Origin of the sequence: uncultured Roseibium sp. (assembly GCF_947496995.1) — a bacterium.
GTDB lineage: Bacteria > Pseudomonadota > Alphaproteobacteria > Rhizobiales > Stappiaceae > Roseibium.
In genome coordinates this window covers 496,472-519,741 of record NZ_CANMFD010000004.1, presented here as the reverse complement: position 1 = coordinate 519,741, position 23,270 = coordinate 496,472, and the positions used below count along the sequence as shown (strand labels likewise).

Annotated in this window: 18 protein-coding genes and 1 other RNA gene; 12 read left to right on the top strand and 7 right to left on the bottom strand. The window is 57.9% G+C overall.

The genetic code is table 11. From position 1 onward, the window contains the following. Positions 1–153: 153 nt before the first annotated feature. The 3 genes from Q1B40_RS18375 to Q1B40_RS18365 all read right to left on the bottom strand — a co-directional run bounded on the left by Q1B40_RS18375 (position 154) and on the right by Q1B40_RS18365 (position 7,498). Positions 154–1,824, bottom strand: coding sequence for a methyl-accepting chemotaxis protein (locus tag Q1B40_RS18375; protein WP_299817467.1), 1,671 nt, complete (start codon positions 1,822–1,824; stop codon positions 154–156). A 365-nt stretch (positions 1,825–2,189) separates the two neighbouring features. After that, on the bottom strand, positions 2,190–5,774 hold the full coding sequence (locus Q1B40_RS18370; protein ID WP_299817465.1) for a hydantoinase B/oxoprolinase family protein: 3,585 nt from the start codon (positions 5,772–5,774) through the stop codon (positions 2,190–2,192). 242 nt (positions 5,775–6,016) lie between these two features. After that, complete coding sequence (locus Q1B40_RS18365; protein ID WP_299817463.1) at positions 6,017–7,498, bottom strand: glycosyltransferase family 39 protein; 1,482 nt, start codon at positions 7,496–7,498, stop codon at positions 6,017–6,019. A gap of 264 nt (positions 7,499–7,762) precedes the next feature. Between Q1B40_RS18365 and Q1B40_RS18360 the strand changes: the two genes are divergently transcribed. From Q1B40_RS18360 to arsH, 7 genes are all read left to right on the top strand, one after another. Then, positions 7,763–8,758: a TRAP transporter substrate-binding protein gene (locus Q1B40_RS18360; RefSeq protein WP_299817461.1), complete on the top strand. Its 996-nt coding sequence runs from the start codon at positions 7,763–7,765 to the stop codon at positions 8,756–8,758. A 71-nt stretch (positions 8,759–8,829) separates the two neighbouring features. Further along, positions 8,830–9,387 carry a TRAP transporter small permease gene (locus Q1B40_RS18355; RefSeq protein WP_299817459.1) on the top strand — a complete coding sequence of 186 codons (558 nt, stop codon included), beginning with the start codon at positions 8,830–8,832 and terminating at the stop codon, positions 9,385–9,387. Beyond that, positions 9,387–10,691, top strand: a complete 1,305-nt coding sequence (locus tag Q1B40_RS18350; protein ID WP_299817457.1) for a TRAP transporter large permease — start codon at positions 9,387–9,389, stop codon at positions 10,689–10,691. The genes Q1B40_RS18355 and Q1B40_RS18350 overlap by 1 nt, the downstream gene beginning before the upstream one ends. A 118-nt stretch (positions 10,692–10,809) precedes the next feature. Beyond that, positions 10,810–11,268: a winged helix DNA-binding protein gene (locus tag Q1B40_RS18345; RefSeq protein ID WP_299817776.1), complete on the top strand. Its 459-nt coding sequence runs from the start codon at positions 10,810–10,812 to the stop codon at positions 11,266–11,268. Between the two features lie 67 nt (positions 11,269–11,335). Continuing rightward, a complete protein-coding gene (locus Q1B40_RS18340) occupies positions 11,336–11,683 on the top strand; it encodes a helix-turn-helix transcriptional regulator (RefSeq protein WP_299817455.1) in 348 nt (115 codons plus the stop codon). A gap of 4 nt (positions 11,684–11,687) precedes the next feature. Beyond that, positions 11,688–12,101, top strand: coding sequence for an arsenate reductase (glutaredoxin) (arsC, locus tag Q1B40_RS18335; RefSeq protein WP_299817453.1), 414 nt, complete (start codon positions 11,688–11,690; stop codon positions 12,099–12,101). Beyond that, a complete protein-coding gene (arsH, locus tag Q1B40_RS18330; protein WP_299817451.1) occupies positions 12,094–12,834 on the top strand; it encodes an arsenical resistance protein ArsH in 741 nt (246 codons plus the stop codon). Before arsC ends, arsH begins: the two co-directional genes overlap by 8 nt. A gap of 15 nt (positions 12,835–12,849) precedes the next feature. Here arsH and Q1B40_RS18325 read toward each other — a convergent pair whose 3' ends face one another. Beyond that, positions 12,850–14,952, bottom strand: coding sequence for a bifunctional diguanylate cyclase/phosphodiesterase (locus Q1B40_RS18325; RefSeq protein ID WP_299817449.1), 2,103 nt, complete (start codon positions 14,950–14,952; stop codon positions 12,850–12,852). A 404-nt stretch (positions 14,953–15,356) separates the two neighbouring features. On the opposite strand from Q1B40_RS18325, the gene Q1B40_RS18320 reads away from it, so the two are divergent. The 3 genes from Q1B40_RS18320 (at position 15,357) to Q1B40_RS18310 (ending at position 17,727) form a co-directional block, all read left to right on the top strand. Then, positions 15,357–16,049: a DnaJ family molecular chaperone gene (locus tag Q1B40_RS18320; RefSeq protein WP_299817448.1), complete on the top strand. Its 693-nt coding sequence runs from the start codon at positions 15,357–15,359 to the stop codon at positions 16,047–16,049. Further along, positions 16,046–16,807 carry an N-acetylmuramoyl-L-alanine amidase gene (locus Q1B40_RS18315; protein ID WP_299817446.1) on the top strand — a complete coding sequence of 254 codons (762 nt, stop codon included), beginning with the start codon at positions 16,046–16,048 and terminating at the stop codon, positions 16,805–16,807. Before Q1B40_RS18320 ends, Q1B40_RS18315 begins: the two co-directional genes overlap by 4 nt. A 473-nt stretch (positions 16,808–17,280) precedes the next feature. Beyond that, positions 17,281–17,727 (top strand): lytic transglycosylase domain-containing protein, encoded by a 447-nt coding sequence (locus tag Q1B40_RS18310; protein WP_299817773.1) that lies wholly within the window; start codon positions 17,281–17,283, stop codon positions 17,725–17,727. A gap of 93 nt (positions 17,728–17,820) precedes the next feature. On the opposite strand, the gene Q1B40_RS18305 is transcribed toward Q1B40_RS18310, so the two are convergent. Continuing rightward, positions 17,821–18,510 (bottom strand): pyridoxamine 5'-phosphate oxidase family protein, encoded by a 690-nt coding sequence (locus tag Q1B40_RS18305; protein ID WP_299817444.1) that lies wholly within the window; start codon positions 18,508–18,510, stop codon positions 17,821–17,823. 83 nt (positions 18,511–18,593) lie between these two features. On the opposite strand from Q1B40_RS18305, the gene Q1B40_RS18300 reads away from it, so the two are divergent. Then, positions 18,594–20,066: a PLP-dependent aminotransferase family protein gene (locus tag Q1B40_RS18300; protein ID WP_299817442.1), complete on the top strand. Its 1,473-nt coding sequence runs from the start codon at positions 18,594–18,596 to the stop codon at positions 20,064–20,066. Between the two features lie 125 nt (positions 20,067–20,191). Here Q1B40_RS18300 and Q1B40_RS18295 read toward each other — a convergent pair whose 3' ends face one another. Together Q1B40_RS18295 and Q1B40_RS18290 are read right to left on the bottom strand one after the other, a co-directional pair. Then, complete coding sequence (locus tag Q1B40_RS18295) at positions 20,192–21,877, bottom strand: methyl-accepting chemotaxis protein (protein WP_299817440.1); 1,686 nt, start codon at positions 21,875–21,877, stop codon at positions 20,192–20,194. Between the two features lie 13 nt (positions 21,878–21,890). Then, positions 21,891–22,526: a hypothetical protein gene (locus tag Q1B40_RS18290; RefSeq protein WP_299817438.1), complete on the bottom strand. Its 636-nt coding sequence runs from the start codon at positions 22,524–22,526 to the stop codon at positions 21,891–21,893. Positions 22,527–22,824: 298 nt separating this feature from the next. On the opposite strand from Q1B40_RS18290, the gene rnpB reads away from it, so the two are divergent. After that, an RNA gene (gene rnpB, locus Q1B40_RS18285) (RNase P RNA component class A) lies at positions 22,825–23,234 on the top strand. Positions 23,235–23,270 lie beyond the last annotated feature (36 nt).

Genomic DNA, 23,270 nt, shown 5'->3' with positions numbered 1-23,270 from the left:
TTCTCGTTACGGTAGCCGGACTTCCTGTCAACTTCACCGACTTGCTGCCGGGTTCAAAACCCACCTTGTCAGTCCGCAAATCCGCGGCAAGGTCTGTCTGACATGATAGTGGCCGCGGCTGTTTCGATCTGTCTCGGTCCGGCCATTTGTGCTTCAAGCAGCGCGCAGGTGCCCGAGGAAGTCGCCAAGGCCTTCACGGATGGTGCCGATCTGGTTGGAGACCTCCTGTATCCGGCCAACCACTTCTCTCACTTGTTGACCGGAGGTCTGGGCAGCCCGGTTCACCTCGGAAATATTCTGTGAAATGTCTTCGCTGCCACTGGCTACCTGATGCACATTCATCGCTATTTCCGAAGTGACCGCGTTCTGTTCTTCGATTGCCGAAGCGATGCCGGAAATCTGGTCCCTGATGTCAGTCATGGATTTGACGACTGTCGTTATGGACTGGGAGCAAGATGCGGCGCCGGACTGGACGCCGCTCAACTGCGACCCGATCTGGCCGGTCGCCTCGCCTGTCTGGTTGGCGAGCGCCTTGACCTCTGATGCCACGACAGCAAATCCCTTACCTGCTTCGCCGGCTCTGGCCGCCTCGATGGTCGCATTCAGTGCCAGAAGATTGGTCTGAGCGGCGATGTCGCTGATGAGTTTCAGGACTTCGTTGATCTCGTCGGCCGAAGCGGAAAGGCTTCCGACCGTAGCACTGGACGTTTGCGCCTGTTCAGACGTCTGGGTTGTAGAGGTATTGGCCAGGGTGATCTGGCGGCTGATCTCCTGAATCGAGCTGGCCAGTTCCTCTGATGCCGAGGCGACGGACTGAGCGCTCGTTGTTGCCTGGTGCGCGGCCGCGGAGACCGTGTTGGCGCGTTCCTCGGTTTCCTGGCTGTTCCTCGCAAGCTGGTCCGCGCCGTCTGCAAGTTCCTGCAAGGCGCTTGTCACGGTGTCGCAACTCGACATCAGCAGGCTTTCCAGCTGGTCCGCCAACCGGAGACGCGTTTCTCTGCGATCGGTCTCGGCCTGTGTTTCCTCCTCACGCGCCTGGTCTTGAAGTCGCTTCATTTCGATCGTGTTCACGCGGAACGTCTCAAAGGCTTCGGCTACTTTTCCGATTTCGTCCCTGGACTGTACGCGAACCTCCACTTCGGTGTTGCCCTGAGCGAGTTGAAGTAGGCCGTTGGAGACCCGGCCGAGCGGTTTCGAGATCATGAACCGTGCAAAAAGCAATGCTCCCACGCCACACAAGACAAAAGTCGCCACGGCGGTAAAGATGATTTGCTGGAGAGCCAGTTTTTCATGGTTCTCGGCCGCAGCTGCTGCCTCATGCGTAAAACGCTCGATTTCCTCCAGCAGCGCGACGAGTTCATGATCAAGCCGATCCTGTTCTTCTTCCAGGCGCAGAAGAAGATTGCCCGCTTCCACGAATTCGTTTTTTTCGATGAGATGCAGGATTTCGTCGACATGTGCCTTGTACTTGGCGTACTCGGCCGCGATGCGTTTCAGTTGCTCGACGGCAAGCAGAAACTCCTTGCGCTCGACCTCGGTGGTAGAATGGTTGAGGGCGTTCTGGGCCAACTGCTCGGCTTTCAGGATCTCCTCACCCACCTGGATTTCCAGTCGATGCAGTGTCGCTTTCAGCGATTGCATCGCGGCTGCTTCATTCTCGGAATGAATGCCGGCAATGCGTACGATCCGTTCAACAAGCGCTGCTTGCTCCAGCTGATGATTGGTCACATGGCTGATTGCTTCCGTGAGCGGGATGTCTTTCTCGGCGATGTCTGCGAGTTCCTTCCCGATAGCGTTCATCTGATAGATGGCAACTGCAGCCACGATAACGAGGCCGGAGCATAACAGCGCAACAAGTACGAGAATTTTGCCAGCGACAGTATTTGAAACCGGGTTAGATATCTGCATTCGGGAAACCTCAACCGTCCAAGGATGCTACTGAATTCGGATTTCGACAACCGCAAGCTTAAGTGGCAATGGGTTGAATAAATGGTAAAGGTATTTCTCAGGTTGATGGAAAAATGCACTTCTAAGTAGTGTTAACAGCGATAAGAGTACGCGTTTTTTGACAATCTGCTGATCATCAGTGCAACTGTCAGCGTAGTGTTGAAACGTTCGTCAAAAACGATGCAAGCCGCACCTTTCGATGCGGCTTGCAGTTAGTCTCGCGTGTGGTGATTTGGCAGCGCTCAGATTTTGCCCCAGCCGCCTGCTGTCGGTGTAACGACAGTCACTGCTTCGCCTGCTTCCAGAATTGTCTGGTCACAACCTTCAAGTTCCTCGATCGTCCCGCCCAGTCGCCGGACCTCTGTCCGGCCGAGCTGTCCGTCTGCGCCACCTTCGAGGCCTTTGGGCGGCACGGTTCGATGCGAAGCCAGGATGGCGCAATCCATTTTTTCCAGAAACCGCAAGGTTCGCTTCGTGCCGTCGCCAGCCGACCACTTGCCCCTCCCGCCGGATCCCTTGCGGATGTGAAAGTCCTCCAGAAGGACCGGGAAGCGGAATTCCAGCACTTCCGGGTCCGTCAGGCGGGAGTTGGTCATGTGAGTGTGAACACCATCGGTGCCATTGAAACCCGGACCTGCCGGCGAGCCTGAGCAGATGGTTTCGTAATACTGATAGGTTTCGTTGCCGAACGTCAGGTTGTTCATCGTTCCCTGGGCGTTCGCCATGGCGCCAAGCGCCGCGAAGACCGCGTTGGTGACATGCTGCGACGTTTCCACATTACCTGCGACAACCGCAGCCGGGTAGGTCGGCCGCAGCATGCAGCCGTCGGGAATGACGATATGGATCGGCTTCAGGCAGCCGGCATTCATCGGGATGTCTCCGTCGACCATAACGCGGAAACAATAGAGGATCGCGGCACGTGTCACCGGCTCGGGTGCATTGAAGTTGTTGGGCTTCACGTCCGAGGTGCCGGTGAAATCGACGGTTGCTTCGCGCTTTTCCTTGTCGACCGTGATCTTGACCTTGATCACCGCCCCCTGATCCGTCGGATATTCGTATTCAGAATCCTTGAGCGCCTCAATGACACGGCGCACGCTTTCTTCGGCGTTGTCCTGAACGTGACCCATATAGGCCTGGACAACGTCCAGTCCGAAATGGGTCACCATCTTCCTGAGTTCCTGAATACCCTTTTCATTGGCCGCGATCTGCGCAGACAGATCGGCGACGTTCTGGTGCGGGTTTCGGGCCGGATAGGCGTGATCGGTAAGAAGTTCGACGAGTTCGGTTTCCCGGAAATGGCCCTGGTCGATAATCTTGAAATTGTCGAAAAGGACGCCTTCTTCATCGACGACGGTGGCGCGGGGCGTCATGGAACCGGGCGCGGAACCACCGACATCCGCATGGTGCCCACGCGAAGCGGCCCAGAAAAGTATCTTTTTTCCCTCGTCATCGAACATCGGTGAAACCACCGTGATGTCGGGCAGGTGGGTGCCGCCATTATAAGGAGCGTTCAGGGCAAACACGTCTCCAGGTCTGATCTTTCCCTTGTTGAGCTTGATGACTGTTTCTACCGACCGATCCATCGAGCCGAGATGCACTGGCATGTGCGGCGCGTTGGCGACAAGCGCGCCATCGGCGTTGAAGACGGCACAGGAAAAGTCCAGTCTTTCCTTGATGTTGACCGAATAGGCCGTGTTTTGAAGTGTCACGCCCATCTGTTCGGCGATCGACATGAACAGATTGTTGAACACCTCCAGCATGACCGGATCGGCCTTGGTGCCGATGGCTTCGGTCTGTTTCAGAGGCACGACCCGCTTCAGGATGACATGGTCCTTGGTGTTGATTTCTGCCTGCCAGCCGTTCTCAACGGCAATGGTCGCATGCGGCTCAATGATCACTGCGGGTCCGGATACCTTCATGCCCGGTTTGAGTGCCTCGCGTTTGAAAATAGCCGCGTCATGCCATGCGTTCTCGGAATAAAGGCGCGTCGTGGAGACTTTTTTGGCGATGTCTGAGGAAAGGCTCAGATCGGGTTCCACGAGGCCTGCGCCACCGCCGGCCGTTTCAACTTCGAGCGCTTCGACAACAACAGGTTTGTTGTCATAGGCGAAGCCGAATTGACTGTGGTGGGCGCGCTCGAAAGCGGCACGCATGTCTGCAACGCCGCCAAGAGGAACGGGGAGCGGCGTGTCCGTTCCTTCATAGCGAAGATGCGCGGTAGCCGTTGTCCATCGGGCGTTTTCCGGAATCGCCTGTTTTTCGAGTTCTGCCTCCGTCTGAGTTGCCAGATGGTCTCGAAGGGCGGCCAATTCAGGGAGCAAATCTTCGTTCAGCGTCTTGACCACCGCCTGCTGGCGGTCGGCCCTGATTTCGGCAAGGCCCATTCCATACGCTGACAGAATGCCGGAGAACGGGTGCAGAATGACTGTTTTCATGCCGAGACTGTCGGCAACCCTGCAGCCGGTCTGACCGCCCGCACCACCAAAGCAGGTCAGCGCATATTCCGTGACATCATAGCCGCGCTGGACGGATATCTTCTTGATCGCATTGGCCATGTTCTCGACGGCAATCTTCAGAAAGCCGTCGGCGACCTCCGACGGCGTACGGCCGTCGCCGATCTTTTCAGCCAACTCAGCGAATTTTGTCGAAACGATTTCCGCGTCCAGCGGCTCGTCCCGGTTGGGCCCGAAAATCTTCGGAAAAAACTCAGGCGACAGTTTACCGGTCATCAGGTTGGCGTCGGTGACCGTCAGCGGTCCGCCCCGGCGGTAACAGGCCGGGCCCGGATTTGCGCCGGCGGAATCGGGACCGACCTGAAAGCGGCCGTCCGCGTAGTGCAGGATTGAGCCACCGCCTGCGGCCACGGTATGGATCATCATCATCGGGGCGCGCATGCGCACGCCGGCAACTTCCGTTTCGAATGCCCGTTCGTAGTCGCCTTCGTAGTGGCAGACATCGGTGGACGTACCGCCCATGTCGAAGCCGATAATCTTCTCAAAACCGGCCATGCGCGAAGTCTCGACCGCGCCGACGACACCTCCCGCCGGACCTGAGAGGATCGCATCCTTGCCCTGGAAGAGTTCCGCTGCCGTGAGACCACCGGAAGACTGCATGAACATCAGCCGCGGCCCTTCGCCAAGCTCTTCGCGCACCTGGTCCACATAGCGGCGCAGGATCGGCGAGAGGTAAGCATCGACGACGGTGGTATCGCCGCGTCCGACCAGCTTCATGAGCGGGGATACTTCGTGGGATACTGAAATCTGAGGGAAACCGACGTCCTGAGCGATTTTCTTCAAGGCCTGCTCATGGGTCGGATAGGCATAGGCATGCATCAGCACGATTGCGATGGAGCGAATGCCTGCATCCCAGATCGCCTGCATTTCGTTGCGGGCTCCGGCTTCGTCCAGGCCCATCTCCAGCGTACCATCCGCGCGGACGCGCTCGGAAATCTCATGGACGCGCTCATAGAGCAACTCCGGTTTGATGATCTCCTTTGCGAAAATATTCGGACGAGCCTGATAGCCGATTTCCAGAGCGTCCCGAAAACCCCTGGTGATCAAGAGAGCAGTGCGTTCTCCCTTGCGTTCCAGAAGAGCATTGGTGGCGACAGTCGTTCCCATTTTCACGGTCGCGATCATGTCCGACGGGATCTCTGCCCCCGGGGCGATTCCGAGCAACTCACGGATACCCTGAATGGCCGCATCCCGATAGGCTTCGGGATTTTCCGACAGGACTTTGTGCGGATGCAACGTTCCGTCCGGGTCCCTTCCGACGATATCGGTGAAGGTGCCGCCCCGGTCGATCCAGAAATCCCACTTGGCTGTCATGTGTTGCCCTCCGATTACCTTAAAATGCCGCCGTCGCGAGCGATCACTCGATTCTCGGCCGTCGTTCCGAATTTTGATATCTTGTGGCTTTATGTTTACATTTTATCGATAAATTGTCGATGAAAAATTTGGTCTTTCTCAAATCCGCCTTTTGGGCGGTTGAAGCCGTTTTCGGGATTGGAGTCTCGGGCGAAGCTGGCGTCCCGGGAAGTAATCGATCCAGACAGTCCGCTTACCGGTTCTCAGTTGCGAGGAGCAAATCGCAGCAGTTTCAATCCGCTTGCCCCCCACCCGAAGCGTTGCGCAACCGTTTCCGGTTCTGATGCGCTGAAAGCCTCAAGCGCCTGTTTCATTTCTTCGGGGCTGCTGTGAACCAGCAGAAGCCAGCGTTCATTTTCCGTTGTGCCTGACGGCTGTTTTTTCAGGTCGCCAATTTCTTCTGCCGCCACAAAACCGTCCGGTGATCTCAGATAGTATTCAAGGGCAGGGGCTGCGAACCCCTTGTAGAGCACAAGCCGATAGTTGGAGGAACGATTGGCCTTGTAATCCTGGACAATGCCGCGCCAGTCGGGCCGCATTTTGTCAAAGAGTGCAAATCTGAGTTCCGGAAATGTCAGCGTCAGCGCCGCAACGAGGAGCGCGGCCGGCCCTAATCGGGGAATGAGCTGATTTGCGCCGGCTGATGCAAGCAACAGCAAACCGGGCCAGGCTGCAATCAGGTACCGGTCGAACAGGATGGGTTGCACAAGAAGGGAATAGAGGTAAGCCAGAAGCAAGGGGCCGGTCGTGAAGGCGAGGCAGATTATCGCGAACTTTCTTGTGTTTCTGTCATCTTGTGAAGAAACGGATTCAACGAAAAACGTGCGCAGGCAGTAGACGAGTGCCAAAGTCGCCAGTGCCCAGAAAAACACAAGAGAGCCGGAAATACTGAATGCCATCGACTTCAGGAACGGAATGTCCGGGGAGGCAATCCAGAAACCGGCTTCGGCCACGGATCTGGCGCGGTTCGCCAGAATGAACAGCCAGGGCAGGAAGGCAAGAGCGCTGACACCCATGCAAAGGCAGGCAATGGTCGCAGGAGACAGCCGAAGCCGTCCGGCGCGAAGCGTGTCCTCAAGGGCGTAGATAGCGCAAACCAGACCGACCGCGGCAAATCCGAGCAGGGCATAGATATGGCTGTAGAGAAATGCCGCGCCGCTGAGGCTGAGAACAACGAACCAGCCGAGGGAAGGGCGGTTCAGCACTTTCATGACCGAAAGCAGGAAGGCAAGTCCGCCAGTCGCGAGAAGCGCATACATGCGTGCTTCGGTGGAATACCAGATGTGAAACGGCGAGACCGCAAGAAGCGCGGCGGCAAGCAGAGCGGCATATCTTCCATCCGGAGCGTTGCCGGTGAGTGATCTGCCGGCCAGGTAGATCAGCCAGACGGCCAAAACGCCGAGAATGACAGAGGGGATGCGAAGCGCAGTCTCGCTGTCGCCAAGGATCGGCATGGTCAGCCACAAGATCACATTGTGAAGAGGTGGGTAGTTGTCCGCAGCTACGGATGAGAGCAGTTCTGAAAAGGTTCCCCTTGACTGTGCCCAGGTCACCGCTTCGTCGTACCAAAGGCTGGTTCTGTCCAGATCGTAGATGCGGAGCGCAGCCGCAACGATCAGAATGACGACAAGCAACAGCGCGCCTGTCGTGTTGCCGGGTCCGCTGTGACCTAAGTTCTGCCGCACGTCTTGGCGTCCTCCCGCAGGCGTGATCGCGGCACGCTAGAACATACCGCGTTAACTTAAAAGCAGCTTGATACAGCGGCCCCTCCGATTGCGGAAGTCGTGTGCAGTTGGCGAAAGTAACGGCAACAATTTATCGATAAATTGTTGATGTTTCCGATTTTCGAGCTTAGGCTGCGGTGAGATGCGCTTTTAACAGGTGTGCACAGAATGCACTGGGAGCTGTATCGCGACGGGACCTGTCCCGCTTCCAAGAGGAGTATATTCATGCTGCAATCACGTTTTCTGAACCGGGCTGGCGTTCGTCTTGCCGCCGCCGCCGTTTTCGGTCTTGCCGGTGCCGCCGCTGTTTCCGCCGAAACCAAGTGGGACATGCCGACGCCTTATGGCGACAGCAACTTCCATACGCAGAACATCGCGGCCTTCGCCGAGGATATCAAAGAGAAAACCGACGGATCGCTGGTCATTCAGGTCCACTCCGCCGGTTCCCTCTTCAAGCATCCGGAAATCAAGAACGCCGTGCGCAAGGGCCTTGCGCCGATCGGTGAAGTTCTGGTGTCGCGGCTGTCGAACGAAGATGCCGTCTTCGGTGTCGATTCCGTGCCGTTCCTCGCACCGTCCTATGACAAGGCGTGGAAGCTTTATCAGGCCGCGAAGCCGGCCATGGAAGAGAAGCTGGACGCTCAAGGGCTAGTGCTCTTGTATGCCGTGCCGTGGCCACCCCAGGGCGTCTATGCGAAAAAGGAACTTTCCAGCGTCGATGACATGAAGGGCCTCAAGTTCCGCGCCTATAATGCGGCGACTGAACGCCTGGCCCAGTTGGCCGGTGCGGTGCCGACGCAGGTCGAAGTGCCGGATATTCCGACGGCATTTTCCACCGGTCGCGTGGAAGCCATGATCACGTCGCCCTCTACTGGCGCGAATTCCAAGGCCTGGGACTTCCTAAGCCATTATCACGACACGCAGGCGTGGTTGCCCAAGAACATGGTTTTCGTCAACAAGGGGGCATTCGATGGGCTCTCCGATGCCGAAAAGGCTGCCGTGATGGAGGCTGCCGCAGAAGCTGAAAAACGCGGATGGGAAGCCTCCAAGGTGGAGACCAACGGCAAGACCGCCATTCTGGTCGAAAACGGCATCACTGTCGTGGAACCGAGCGAGCAGCTGATCGAAGGACTGGCCGCCATTGGCGAGACGATGTCCGCCGAATGGCAGGCGGAAGCTGGTGAAACCGGTGCCGCCATCCTCGAAGCCTACAAGAACTAAATTCAAAAAAAACGCCGGGCAATTCAGCCCGGCGTTTTCTTGTTCAGCTGCACATCTGGTAGGGGGAGCCGATGCGAACGGCCCTGAATGCGCTCTATCGGGCGTCAACGGTACTGGCTGCGTCTTGTCTCGTCGTCATTGCCTCTCTGGTCGTCCTCCAGGTGCTCGGGCGTCTGCTGGACGGCGTGCTGGGCCTGATCGGTATGGATCCGCTCGGTTTGCTGGTTCCCTCGCTGGCCGAGATCGCGGGGTTCCTGCTCGTGGGAGCATCTTTCCTGGCGCTTGCCGGGACGTTCCGCAACAGCGACCATATCCGGGTCAATATCCTGCTTCAGGCGGTTCGGCCCCCGGTCGCGCATGTCCTGAATATCTGGGCCGTTGCGGTCGCTCTTGGCCTCGCCGCATTTTTCACCTGGCATGCCGCAGCACTTGCTCAAGACAGCTACACCTACGGGGAAGTGTCCTTCGGCATTATCCCGATCCCGCTGGTCATTCCGCAAACTGTCATGACGGCGGGGCTCCTGGTGTTTTCGATCGCCCTGCTGGACGATCTCATTGCTGCCCTTTGCGGACGCGCACCAAGCTTCGAGACGGTGAGCAAGGACGATCTGATTGAGGGAAAAGAGTAATGGACCTATCCCTGATCGCCTTTTTTCTCGGTTTCGGCATGCTGGCTGCCCTGGCAACCGGCATCTGGGTCGCGGTTGCTCTTTTTGCCGTTGCTCTTGCCGCCATCATGGCCCTCGTTGCAGTGCCTGCCGGCGCAGTCATGGCGACCACCGTCTGGGGCGCCTCGAATTCCTGGGATCTGACGGCTTTGCCGATGTTCATCTGGATGGGTGAGATCCTGTTCCGCTCGCGCCTGTCGGAGGACATGTTCGCAGGTCTCTCACCCTGGATGCGCAATCTGCCTGGCCGGCTGCTGCATGTGAACATTCTCGGCTGCGGCATCTTCGCAGCGGTTTCCGGATCCTCGGCGGCGACCACTGCAACAATCGGGCGGATGTCTCTGCCGGAACTCAAGCAGCGCGGATATGACGAACGCATGGCCATCGGTACGTTGGCCGGATCGGGCACGCTCGGACTTCTCATTCCCCCCTCGATCATCCTGATCGTCTATGGCGCCGCCACCGAACAGTCGATTGCGCGCCTCTTCATGGCAGGCGTTCTCCCGGGCGCAATGCTGTGTCTCCTGTTCATGGGATATGTGGCGCTCTGGGCGCTCGCCAACCGGCGGAAGATGCCCCCAAGGGAAGAACCGGTTCCCTTTGCGCGGCGGCTCGTTGCTACACGGAGGTTGTTTCCGGTCATCGGGCTGATTGCCGGTGTCATCGGTTCGATCTATGCAGGCCTGGCCTCGCCTACGGAAGCGGCCGCCATCGGCGTGATGCTGTCCCTGTTACTTTCCTGGGCAAGTGGAACCTTGAACCGCGAAAGCTTCACCGATGCGTTGATGGGGGCCACCAGAACTTCCTGCATGATCGCTTTCATTCTTGCAGGGGCATCGTTTCTGACCGTTGCCATGGGGTACACCGGCATTCCGCGTGAATTGGCCGGCTGGATAGGTTCCCTCGAACTGTCACCCTATGCGCTGCTGGTGGCGCTCACGCTGTTCTTCATTGTGCTGGGCTGTTTTCTTGACGGCATATCGGTGGTGGTTCTGACCACGTCCGTGATCCTGCCGATGGTGGAGCAGGCGGGTCTGGACCTTATCTGGTTCGGCATTTATCTGGTTCTGGTCGTGGAAATGAGCCAGATAACACCGCCTGTCGGGTTCAACCTGTTCGTGCTTCAGGGAATGACCGGATACAATATCTTCAAGGTTGCCCGGATGGCATTGCCGTTCTTCCTGTTGATGATCCTGGCTGTGGTTCTGATTGTAGCCTTCCCGGACTTGGCTCTTTGGCTGCCACAGACGATGTTGAGCAATTAACCAATAGCCCGCGCGGGAGGTCCATGCGTTGCCGGAGAAACCTGAGTCCAATACCGAACCGAAACCCGAAAGGTCGATAGGACCTGTTGTCTCCTCCGCGCATCTTGCTTCCGGTGCGATGCCGGCCCTGTCGGAGATCGAATTCGCTGTCACGATGATGGTCAATGCCTACCATCGCTGGATGGTCCGTTGCATGGCGGCCAGCGGCTCGGAGGGGCTGGGGCCTCTGGACGTCCTTGTGCTGCATTCGGTGAACCATCGTGGCCGGGCAAAAACGCTCTCCGACATTTGTCTGGTGTTGAACATAGAAGACACCCACACGGTAACCTACGCTCTCAAGAAACTTCAAAAAGCCGGACTAATTTCCTCCGGCCGCAGGGGCAAGGAAAAGACGGCGGAGATTACGCCATCGGGAGAAGCAGCCTGTATGGAATACAGGCGTCTGCGTGAAGCGTTGCTCGTTGAACCGATGAAAGCGCTGGGCCTGGACGAGAGCGAACTCTCCCGGTTGGCCGCGATGCTTCGCCTGGTATCGGGCAACTATGACCAGGCTGCCCGAGCCGCCGCCGCCATGTGAGCCCTTCCGACTGGATCGCGCGAAATCCGTTTGTTGAATATTCCAAAATTTCTTGTAAGATCGAATTATGAAAGATCAGGATGCCGTTTCAGCGCTTGGCGCTCTTGCCCAGGGCGACCGTCTGGCGGCTTTCAGGCTGTTGATGGCGGAGGGGCCGCGTGGGCTTCCTTCGGGTACGGTCGCCGAGCGCCTTGATATTCAGCCGACCCGCATGTCGTTCCATCTGACAACGCTTGAACGGGCAGGCTTGCTGACCGCGCGCCGGGACGGGCGCCATATCCACTACGCGGTCAATCATGACCGGATGAGAAACCTTCTGGCCTTTCTGACGGAAGACTGCTGCGGCAACAATCCTGCCGTCTGCGGTTTCTCCGTCAATGAATCCACAAAGCCTGCAGACCGCTTGGAGGACTGATTTCATGACCATTACGATCTATCACAACCCGAAGTGCGGCACGTCCCGCAATACTCTTGAGATGATCCGGAACGCCGGCGTGGAACCCGAGATTGTGGAATATCTCAAAACCCCGCCGAGTCGCGACGAACTTGTCAGTCTGATTGCAAGAATGGCTATCCCCGTGCGTGATCTTCTCCGCCAGAAGGGCACGCCTTACGATGAACTGGGCCTTGGCGAGGAGAAATGGTCAGATGACGAATTGCTCGATTTCATGATGGAACATCCCATCTTGATCAATCGTCCGATTGTTGTCTCCGACAAGGGCGTTTGCCTGTGCCGCCCGTCCGAAAAGGTGATGGACCTGCTGCCGTGGAATATCGGAACGTTTACCAAGGAAGACGGCGAAGTGGTGACATCCGGGGCGGGCAATGACTGAACCCGACCTGGCGGAACACGGACTTCGGAATGTTGCCGGTGGAGACTTGAGGCCGATCGCCAAGGAGCGGCTTCTTGTTCCCGACTTGCCGGCGCACCCGCCGCGCGTCCTGCTGCTTTACGGATCCCTGCGCGAACGCTCCTACAGCCGGTTTCTCGTCCTGGAAGCCGAACGGTTGCTGAAGACTTTCGGTGCGGAGACCAGGATCTTCAATCCATCCGGCCTGCCGTTGCCGGATGACGCGGACACCGGCCATCCGAAGGTCGCGGAGCTCCGGGAGTTGTGCGCCTGGTCGGAGGCTCAGGTCTGGTGTTCACCGGAACGGCACGGTGCAATGACGGGAATACTGAAATCCCAGATTGACTGGGTGCCCTTGAGCGTTGGTGCAATTCGGCCGACGCAGGGCAAGACGCTGGCCCTGATGCAGGTTTCGGGCGGGTCTCAATCTTTCAATGCACTCAACCAGATGCGTGTTCTCGGCCGCTGGATGCGCATGATCACGATCCCCAATCAGTCGTCGGTCCCACGGGCCTATCAGGAATTCGATGAAGAGGGACGGATGAAACCGTCGCCCTTGTACGACCGTGTGGTCGATGTGATGGAGGAACTGGTGAAGTTCACCCTTCTGACACGCGGGCAATCGGACTACCTCGTCGACAGGTATTCGGAAAGAAAGGCGGCGCGGGAAAAGCAGTCCGCTGCGGAAACGGCAGCGCTTGGTGTTGCCCGCTGACCAGGCAAGGCAATCCTACGTCATTGAAGTTGCGGGCCGCCGCGGTTCTTCACCTAGAGCTTCCGGTGCCGGAACGTTGCGGGCTTTGTTTTGCGAAAACCACAGCCCGCCGGAAGGGTTCATCGGGAAGGCCGGAAAATTGGCTTCGTGGCTCTCGACGCTGTCCGGTTTTCCGAACATGAAGCCCTGAACGAGGTCGCAACCGGCCGCGCTCAGCAGGATGGCCTGTTCTTCGGTTTCGACGCCTTCAGCAGTGATGATGACATCAAGAGACCGACCAAGCCCGACAATGGAGGTGACAATGGCGTCCGTGCTTACGTCCTTGCCGAGATTTTGAATGAAAGCCTTGTCGATCTTGATCTTGTCGAAGGGAAAGAGGCTCAGATAACTCAGGGACGAATAGCCGGTCCCGAAGTCATCCATTGCGATTGAAACACCCATGTCACGGATTTCCCGCAGTGTTGCAATCACTGCGTCGGTGTCCGAAATCAGAAGACTTTCGGTAACCTCGATCTCCAGGCGTCTGGGATCGAGACCGGATTTGCGCAGGGCTGCGGCCACACGTTTCTGGGTTTCCCCGGCGATGAATTGTGCCGGCGATACATTCACCGCCACGCGGCGGGTCTTGTCTTCCCAATGGGCAGCTTCCATGCAGGCGTTGTTCAGGACCCAGGTTCCGATTTCCACAATCAGTCCGGTGTCTTCGGCGATCGGGATGAAGATGTCGGGCTTGATGGTTCCCTTGGTGGGATGATCCCAACGGATCAGTGCCTCATAGCCCTTCAATTTTCCGTCTCGCAGAGAATATTGCGGCTGGTACAGGAGCTTGAACTGGTCGAACTTGATCGCCTTGATGAGGCCGGCTTCCACTTCCTTGCGTTTCTGGGCATCGGCGTCCAGTTCCGGCGTGTACCAGGAAAAGGTCGACCGCCCGCTATGCTTGGCGCGGTAGAGCGCAAGATCCGCGCAGTGCAGCAGACGGGAAGCCCGCCAGGAGCCGTCGGTGGCTCGTGCAATGCCGATCGACAGCGATATTCTGATCTCCTTGCCGTCAATGATGCACGGGACCTTTGTCGCCGCGTTCATGTTGGCGGCAAGCTTTGTCATGCGGGCCGGATCGGAAACAGAAGTCAGCAGAACGGCGAATTCGTCACCGGACAGCCGTGACACGAGATGGGTGTCGAAGACGGCTTTCAGGCGTTCGCTGACAATCTGGAGAAAAACATCGCCAGTACCGTGCCCGTGTGTGTCGTTGACCTCCTTGAACTTGTCCACGTCGATAAGCATGACGCCGATATTGGACGCCTTTGCCTGAGCCAGTCGCAAGGCTTCCGTAAGCCTGGCATTGAAAACGGCGCGGTTGGGCAATCCGGTCAACGCGTCGTGGTGAGCGAGATACTGGATGTCGCGGTTGGTCGTCACCTGATCGTGAAACCGCATCCACAACAGGATGCCGGCAAACATGAATGATGTCAGGCACAATCCGCCAATCGCAGCGCTGATGGACAGGATCAGGGGTCTCAGGCTGGACAGAAGATCGGCCTGCCGGGTCAGGAGCAGAAGGCTCGGCATGGCCGGATTCGTGCTTTCCGGCCGATAGGCGATCACGGCGTTGCGGCCAAACCTGCCTTCCCAGGTCATGTCCGGAACTGCGGCCAGCGATTGGAATTCCAATTTGGCATCCGCCTTGGCCAGAGTGTCCGGCGAAAGGAGGAACCTGTCTCTTTTCCACGGTATCTGTTGAAGATCCGTTTTCTGGTTGGTGGCGGGGAACACGACCGCCGCGTCCAGTATGGCCGAAACGCCATTTTTATGCTGAAACAGGGTCTTGATGGCCGCGATGTCTTTCGGCGTAAGGCGGGGCGCAGAAGCCGTCGCGGTGGAAAGCCGCAGACCCGACACTTCCTCGGGTACGGCCCCCCCATGATCGTCGGCAAGGGTCCCGAGCAGAGTGTCGATCGCCTTTTCCTGCGGAAGGAAAGTCTGCTCAAGCCCGCGGACAAGAAGCCAATGTGTCAGAAGCCGATTGCTGGCATACACACCCAGCGCCAGTGTCATCACCAGCGACATGGATATGAAAAATATAACAATGCTTTTTCTTGCCAGGGGGTCGGCCATCCAGAGAGGCACCATCTTCTTAAACTTATCGGTTGAGCCTAAGACGAATTTCTTTCACCAACATGAATCCCTCCTGATTTTTCCCTAGTTTCGCCGATGGAAAGGCCGGGTCAGGCTCGGTAGCCAGCCTGTCACATTCACCCTTGTGAGTTGTAAGGGTTACAGCATGAGGCGGAAACATCTGTGATCCTGCCTTGTGAACCTCCTGGCTCAGCCTTGGCACAAATCCCTAACACTCTCAGATCGATCAACTTTTCCGCTTTAGGGCGGTTCAATCCCGTCTCAGCTTGATCTGGTCAAACATCCGCACTGCCGATATGACTGGGGAACGCAACTGATTCATCTTAAAAAATGCGGGCCGAAAATGTCTGTTTCCCGCATCCGTGCCCGGCAGGAGCTGATTTGTGAGCGTCTGGAGCAGTATTGGCAGTATTGTTGGGGCAATCGGGACCGGCGGGGCCCAGTTGGTCGACCGTCTCGTCCAGCTTGTCCTGGCGCGCCCGGAGGGGACGGGAAGCGTTGCCTTCACCGTGGCGATGATTGCTCTGTCAGCGAAGATGGCGAAAGCCGACGGTGTCGTCACCACTGATGAAGTTCTGGCATTTCGGGATTTGTTCGAGGTTCCGTCGAATGAAGAGCGCAACGTTGCCAGACTGTTTAATCTTGCCAAGGAAGACGTGGCGGGATTTGAAGTCTATGCCCAGAAACTTGCCGACCTTTTCCCTTATGATCGCAAGACCTTGCTCGACATTCTCGACGGACTTTTTCACATCGCCAAGGCCGACGGTGTCATCCATGAGAGCGAACTGGGCTATCTTTCCAAAGTCGCCGAGGTGTTCGGACTGGACGACCGGGAATTCTCCAAGGTCATGGCCCGGCATGTCCGCAAGGACGGCAACCCCTACGAGATCCTGGGGCTTGGGGCCGAGGCCAGCGATACGGAACTGAAGGCGCACTACAGGCGGGAAGTCCAGGAAACGCATCCTGACCGGCTGATTGCCAGAGGTGTTCCGGAGGAGTTTGTCCGCATCGCCAATGACCGCCTCGCCGCGCTCAATGATGCCTGGGCGAAAATCTGCGCAGAAAGAGGGCTATGACAGTCGCAACCGACACAGGTCTGAAAGCCAGGGTCCATCCGTCGCCCAATCACGGCCCGAGGAAAACGGGCGTGCCGATCGACATGGTGATACTGCATTACACCGGGATGAAGACCGCCGAGGACGCGTTAAGCAGACTTTGTAATCCGGAGGCCGAGGTTTCGGCCCACTACCTGGTCGACGAGGACGGCAGCATTCTCCAATGCGTCCCGGAAGCCAGGCGTGCCTGGCATGCAGGGCGCAGCTTCTGGAAAGGGCAGAGAGATATCAATTCCCGGTCTATCGGCATTGAAATCGTCAATCCGGGGCATGAAAACGGATACAGACCCTTTCCGGACAGGCAGATCAAGGCCGTGGTGGCGCTGACGAAGGATATCTGTCACCGGCACGGCATTCAGCCCTGGATGGTGCTGGGCCACTCCGACATCGCGCCTGACCGCAAGGAAGATCCGGGGGAACTGTTTCCCTGGGACCGGTTGGCGCAAGCCGGTATCGGTCTTTACGTGCAGCCTTTTCCCATCGGCTCCGGACTGTTCATGCAGGCGGGCGAGCGCGGCCAGCCGGTGGAGGCCGTGCAGTCGATGCTGGCCCTGTTTGGATATGATGTTGCCATTTCGGGTGAGTTCGACGAGAAGACCCGGCTCTGCGTAAAGGCCTTTCAGAGGCATTTCCGCCCGGAAAAGGTGGACGGAGTTGTCGATCAGTCGACAATTGAGACCCTCAATGCGCTTTTGCGGAAGCTGCCGTCCCTGACCTGACCGACCTGTTGAAGACGATTGCGGCCGGGGAATCAGCCGCCCCGCTTTTAAAAAGAACGCGGGAATGACCTTTGCGAACGCAGCCGGGCCCAGTTTGTTCCCGCACTGCAGCAATTTCTTCGCAAAAAAATTTCGCCGATGTCACAGACTTTCTCTGGAGCGCCTCCAGGTAGCCGGAATTTCGGCCATTTTTGGTCACAAACCGCAGTATTTGACGAATTTTCGCACCGATTTTGCGTTAAAATTTGAAGTAATTTGAAATAATTCGTGATTTGGGCGCGCCTATTTTGGTCCCATAGCTCCGTCATTTCTCCGCCCCGAGTTCAATTGCAACCAATAACCAAAAAGGGCTGGACTGAATGTTACGGTCATTGAAGACACTTACTGGCGCACTCTGCCTTTTCGCCTATGCCACGACGCTTTCTGCTCCGGCAGCCCTGGCGGCAGGGTCAGGTGCCGAGCCGATCCTTCACATCATCGAAAAAGAGCAGGGCACACAGGTTGCCTCGCTAACAGGCACGAGGTCTGTCAAATCCGTCAGTCGCAAGGACAGATACGCGAAGCTGATCCGCAAGGCGGCCGCCAAACACGGTGTCCCGGTCAAGATCGCCAAGGCGGTGGTTGAGGTCGAGAGCAATTTCAATCCGAGGGCCCGGGGCAGTGCCGGTGAAGTCGGACTGATGCAGATCAAGCCGGCAACCGCCAGGGGCATCGGCTATCGGGGGTCCACCAAGGCGCTCTACGATCCGGAAACCAATCTGGAATGGGGTATGAAATATCTCGCGGGCGCCCATGATCGCGCCAACGGCGACCTGTGCGGCACCATCCTGCGTTACAATGCAGGTCATTTCGCGAAGCGGATGAACCCTGTCAGCCGTCGCTACTGTGGCAAGGTCCAGCGGATCCTGGCCTCGAACTGATCAGCCTCGGCACTTGTCGACAGGCCGTTAACCGGCCACGAAATATCCAAACCCCGTTGAGTATCAGCGGGGTTTTTATTTTTATTCAGCACCTTAAGCGAACTTCCGCCGCGCGGCGGAGAGGGACGTGGGCACAGGCGTGTCACCCGGCACATCGGACGCGGTGAGAGGCTGGCCGAGCGCAGTTGTGACCGGAACGATCCCGGCCCAGATATCGGTTCCCAGATCCTCACTGTCATCGACCGGCCCTCCTGTGCGGATTTTCGTGCTGGCGTGCTCTATCTCGAGCGACAGGACGCCGGTCGCCTTGTGTTCCTTCCGCATCATCTGGCGGCATTCGTCCCAGCGTCCCGGCAAGAGGTGGTCGGTTATGGCCGCAAGCGCCCTTACCTGTTCCGCCGGCTCATCCACCAGCCTCGCCGTCCCGTGCACGACTGCACAGCGATAATTCATCGAGTGATGAAATGCCGCTCTGGCAACGACAAGTCCATCGACCAGCGTGACCGTCGCGCTGGCAGGCACGCCGCCGGCATTGGCCGAGATAATGCGCGTGGTGCTGGCTCCGTGGATATAGAGCCTGTCGCCGATCCGGGCATAGGCCATGGGAATGACCATCGGCCGGTTTTCATGAATGAAGCCGCAATGTGCGATCAGGCCGGCGTCGAGAATTTCGTAGGCGAGGTCGCGGTCATAACTGCCACGCTTCATCTGCCGGATTTTGGCGAAATCCGGTGGGCTTCCGGCTTTCTGGTGCTCAAGAGAGGTCTTGTCCGAGGTCTTCATGGCTTGTCTCCACATGAATATCTGTCTTGTTTTCTGTGGTGTCGCCGATAAATTGGGTCCATGAAAGATCCGGTTTTTAAAATATGACAGAACCAGTTTTCCCTGACGGCGTCTTGTCCCTGGACCGATCGGGTGACGTTCCCTTGCCGGAACAGATTTATCGGGGTCTCCGGGAAGCTGTGCGGGCAGGCCTGTTGCCCTCAGGGGTGAGATTGCCGTCGACCCGCCGTTTGGCTTCGGACCTTGATGTTGCAAGAAACACGGTGAATACCGCTTACGAGCTTCTGCAGGCAGAAGGCATCATCTCCGTCAGGGCGGGGGCGGCACCGCGGATCGCGGAAGGTCTGTTTCCCGATGGGGTGTCGGCGGGTCGGCCGGAACCTGCTTCAATGCTCAATTTGTCACGGCGCGGCCGGATGCTTGCGGTGGATTTCCACGGGGATGGTTGGGCGGCACGTCACGGGTCGCTTCAGCCAGGAGCGCCGGCGCTGGACTGTTTTCCTTACGAGGACTGGGCGCGCTGTCTGCGCCGCGCAGCACGGCTCGAACGCAGCGCCGATCTGCAATACCGCAATTTCTCAGGTGTTCCCGCCCTCAAGCGGCAGCTCGCCCGCCATCTTGCAGCGGAGCGCGGTGTCCGGGCCGAACCGGATCAGATCCTCATCACCTGTTCCATGCAGGCCAGTCTGGCTCTCTTGTCTCAGGCGCTTGCTGACCCCGGAGATGAAGTCTGGCTGGAAGAGCCCGGATATCTGGGGGCTCGAACGGCGTTTCATGCGGCAGGATTCAAGATCCGGCCGCTGCCTACGGACGAGCATGGGGCGGATGCAGCGGAAATGACCGCCGGCGGTACGTCCCCGAAACTCATCTATGTGACGCCCTCCCATCACTATCCGCTCGGTGCGCGCATGCCGCTCGCCCGGCGCCTTGGCCTTCTTGAAGCGGCGCGCTCGGCGGGCGCTGTTATTCTGGAGGATGATTATGACAGCGAGTTTCTGTTTTCCGGACGTCCCGTCGCAGCTCTTTATGGCCTTGCGGGAGAAGGGCAGGTCATCTACCTGGGCACCTTTTCGAAAAGCCTCATGCCGGGTCTGCATATTGCCTATTGTGTCGTCCCGTCGCTTCTGGTCGAGCCGCTATCGCAGCTCATGCGCAACATGGGTTGCGCGGCCAACGTCCAGGCACAGGCTGCCCTGGCGAGCTTCATGGATGGCGGCGCCTATCAGAAGCATTTGAAGCTGATCCGGCGTGTCTACCTTGAAAGAGGCGAGATGCTCGTCGAGGCGCTGAAAGGCCGTCTGGGCAACAGGATCGAGGTCGAACCGCCGGCCGGCAATGTCCAGGTTGCCCTGACATTTCGTGAAAAACTAGACGATCAGGCTCTTGCGCGGGCAATGCACAGATCAGGATTTGCAGTCTCTGCTCTCAGCAAATGTTATCTCGGAGAATTCAGAAAATCCGGGTTGATCATCGGTTTTGCAGGAGCAACGCCGGATCAGATCTCTGCAGGCGTCGACACATTGGGCAACCTGCTTGAGCAATCTGTTGATGCGTGACAGCGGGCAGGCCACCGGCCGGGAAATATCAGAAGCCCGGAAACGAAAACTCCCGCGGTAGGTGTCCACCGCGGGAGGTAAGGCTGGCTTTCGCAAGCGAGGTCCGTTTGAAGAGGACGGTTTCCTCAGGCTGCGCGCACTTTGACCAGGAATTCGTCCATCGCGTGACGCAGGCTGCTGGACTGGTCGTGCAGTTCACTGACAGCAGAGTTCATTGCCGTGCCGAGCTTGGCGGTCTCGCCGGCGGCATCGCTGACTTCCGAGATGGAACGGGATACGCCTTCGGTGCCCTGTGCCGCTTCGGCAACGCTGCTGGCGATTTCCGTCGTCGCCAGGTTCTGCTCTTCCGCAGCTCCGGACATTGCGGCCGTGTTCTCGGTGATCTTGCGAACCATGTCCGCAACCGATCCGGTCGCTTCCGTGGACGCGTCCGCAGCCTGACGCATTTCGGTGATCTGACGGTCGATCTCTTCCGTCGCCTTGGATGTCTGTGCGGCCAGTGCCTTGACTTCGGAAGCGACCACGGCAAATCCCTTGCCGGCTTCCCCGGCCCTGGCTGCTTCGATCGTTGCGTTCAGAGCAAGCAGGTTGGTCTGTTCGGCAATGTCGGTGATCAGCTTGGTCACGTCGCCGATACGTGCAACCACCTGCTGCAGGCTCGAAACGGCCTGATTGGACCGCTCAACTTCGGTTTCCGCATTTTGTGCGATTTCCGCGGAAGAGCGAACCTGCTCGGTGATGGCGCGGATCGAGGCGGACAGTTCTTCCGTGGCGCTGGCTACAGTATTGACGTTGTTGGTAGCCTGTTCGGCTGCAGCCGACACCGTCAGCGCTTCTTCAGTCGTGTTGTTGGCGATATTCGACAGGGAGCCAGCCGAAGACGTCAGTTCGTCGAGCTTGGCAATCATGCCGTTGTAGATGCTCAGCACCGTGGTTTCGAAACCGCTGGCGACATTTTCCATTTCCTGGCGCTTCTGCAGTTCGGCGTTCTCCCGGTCCTGGGCGGCCGCGGATTCCAGTTCGCGCGTCCGGATCATGTTTTCCCGGAAAACGCCGAGAGCCCGTCCGAGCAGACCTATTTCATCACCCCTGTCGGTCACATCGACGGTCTGTGATGTGTCGCCGGTTGCCAGAGCTTCAGTGACACCTGAAAGCCGGGACAGAGGAACCGAAATGATCATGTGGTTCAAGAAGCCAAGGAACATGGCCAGTACCGTGAGCACCAGAGCACTGGCGATCGCAACGATCTCGACCGTCTGCAGAGCTGCGTCCTGCCGCTCTCCGGACGCGTGCCTTTTGGCGCCGACAGCGCCGGTGAAGTTTCTGCTTACCTGCTGTACGCCCTCGAGAAGCGCCGCGCTTTCGGGCGTCAACTCGATCGCACGGGCCAGATCGACCGTTTCAGGCGACCGCATGAGTTCAATCTGCCGCGACGCGATCTGAGAGTACCAGTTCTGCCAGTTCGTTTTGAGCTCGTCGAGGTTTGCCTGGAATTCAGGTGAAGTCTCCGAAATCAAGGTCTCGACTTCCGCGAACTGGGCAGAAATCTCATTGTCCAGCTCCTGCGACTTGGCAAGCCAATCGCGGTTGCCGGTCAGAAGGAACGATTTGACTGCAAGCGCCTGTCCGACGACCTTTTCGTTCAATTGAGCGGTCTGCGTGTTCAAAGTGGACAATGCGTTTGCTGCATTGACCTCCTCGCGCGCCGACATCGTCTTGTATGCACTTGCGCCGCCTGCGACGGCTCCGATGAGCGCCAGCCCGAGAAAGCCGGCGGCGATCTTCTTGCTGACTGAAAGGTTCTTGAGCATAGGGTCTATCCGTTCACGAATTCGGGGTCTGGCGACGCAAAAGTTCCGTCAGGTTGAATTCCACTGTTGCAGCACCAATCACTTTTTCGGTTTCCGGATCGGTAACCGCCAGGTTGAGCTGGGCACGCCAGATCTTGCGGTCCTCGTCCCATTCTGCTGCATCGATGAAAACCGTGCCCGGCCCGCCCGGGAAGGTTTTCTGGAACTTGTCTTCATCTCCCTGCCAGTAATCTCCGGTGATTGCGCTCTGGCCAACATTGAGGCCGTTGGCATCCATGACGAAGATTTCCGGATAAAGACCCAGCGAGTTGGCCTGCACCCTGAGAAGGTAGATTGAAAGTGGAGCGGACAGGGTGGCGGAAATCAACGGTTTGTCGCTCGCCTCGCGTTCCGCGCGCCATTGGGTGTCAAGCGCATCGATCTCGGCCTGGGAGAGCGCGCCACGCAAATTGTTCTGAGCGTTGATCGACAAGGAGACGATCGGATTCGAAAGCCACTCACCAACGCTTTCGATCACGGCAGGTGTGATCAGCGCCTCTGGATCAGGTGCATTTTCGGCGAATGCCCCCGGTGAAAATAGCAAAGCTATCGGTAAACAGGCGTGCAATATGCGCATGGAGTCTCTCCGTGAATAATCGTAGAGATACATTGAGGTAAAACACTTAATGTTACCTAAATAGATCGTTGATTATATTCTTGAATTTGGTATTGTTAGAAATACTTACTGATGAAATTAACCATATAATATTTCTGCTTATTTTTGGTCTAATCTACCTGAAATTGTATTCGGTGCTGTTTTTAGCTCTGATTGTGCTTTCGAGTGTCTAAGAAGGTACAAGGTATGCGGGGCACAAGTTTCGGGGAGGCGCGTTAACCGGCGGCGGGTTTTGAAGCGGCTGGGGTGCCTTGCTTGACCTTGGGCTCAAAGCCACTTAAGTCCGCAGGCGCCAGTCGGCCGGACAGCCGCTGCCGCAAGCGCCGAAAGGCCGCGGGGGAGGAAAGTCCGGGCTCCATGGAAACACGGTGCCGGGTAACACCCGGCGAGGGTGACCTTAGGGAAAGTGCCACAGAAAGCAAACCGCCTCGACCGGTCGCGAGACCGGATCGGGGTAAGGGTGAAAGGGTGGGGTAAGAGCCCACCGCGCAGCTGGCAACAGAGGCGGCATGGTAAACCCCACCGGGAGCAAAACCGAATAGGGGCAGCGCGGAACCGGAGTCATCCGGGGCCAGGCCGGTTTCCAGGTCAGCTGTCCGGGTTGGTTGCGTGAGGCGTCTGGCAACAGGCGTCCCAGATGAATGGCTGTCACGTCCGCGCAAGCGGGCCGTACAGAACCCGGCTTACAGGCCGGCTGGCGTTTCTATTGCGACAAGCAGATATCCGGGCCTCTCCATC

Coding starts and splice junctions, on each gene's coding strand:
- Q1B40_RS18345 (WP_299817776.1), top strand. CDS start 10,810: ATGCCGGCCCTGTCGGAGATCGAATTCGCTGTCACGATGATGGTCAAT.
- Q1B40_RS18370 (WP_299817465.1), bottom strand. CDS start 5,774: ATGACAGCCAAGTGGGATTTCTGGATCGACCGGGGCGGCACCTTCACC.
- Q1B40_RS18305 (WP_299817444.1), bottom strand. CDS start 18,510: ATGAAGACCTCGGACAAGACCTCTCTTGAGCACCAGAAAGCCGGAAGC.
- Q1B40_RS18300 (WP_299817442.1), top strand. CDS start 18,594: ATGACAGAACCAGTTTTCCCTGACGGCGTCTTGTCCCTGGACCGATCG.
- Q1B40_RS18350 (WP_299817457.1), top strand. CDS start 9,387: ATGGACCTATCCCTGATCGCCTTTTTTCTCGGTTTCGGCATGCTGGCT.
- Q1B40_RS18295 (WP_299817440.1), bottom strand. CDS start 21,877: ATGCTCAAGAACCTTTCAGTCAGCAAGAAGATCGCCGCCGGCTTTCTC.
- arsC (WP_299817453.1), top strand. CDS start 11,688: ATGACCATTACGATCTATCACAACCCGAAGTGCGGCACGTCCCGCAAT.
- Q1B40_RS18360 (WP_299817461.1), top strand. CDS start 7,763: ATGCTGCAATCACGTTTTCTGAACCGGGCTGGCGTTCGTCTTGCCGCC.
- arsH (WP_299817451.1), top strand. CDS start 12,094: ATGACTGAACCCGACCTGGCGGAACACGGACTTCGGAATGTTGCCGGT.
- Q1B40_RS18315 (WP_299817446.1), top strand. CDS start 16,046: ATGACAGTCGCAACCGACACAGGTCTGAAAGCCAGGGTCCATCCGTCG.
- Q1B40_RS18290 (WP_299817438.1), bottom strand. CDS start 22,526: ATGTATCTCTACGATTATTCACGGAGAGACTCCATGCGCATATTGCAC.
- Q1B40_RS18355 (WP_299817459.1), top strand. CDS start 8,830: ATGCGAACGGCCCTGAATGCGCTCTATCGGGCGTCAACGGTACTGGCT.
- Q1B40_RS18340 (WP_299817455.1), top strand. CDS start 11,336: ATGAAAGATCAGGATGCCGTTTCAGCGCTTGGCGCTCTTGCCCAGGGC.
- Q1B40_RS18325 (WP_299817449.1), bottom strand. CDS start 14,952: ATGGCCGACCCCCTGGCAAGAAAAAGCATTGTTATATTTTTCATATCC.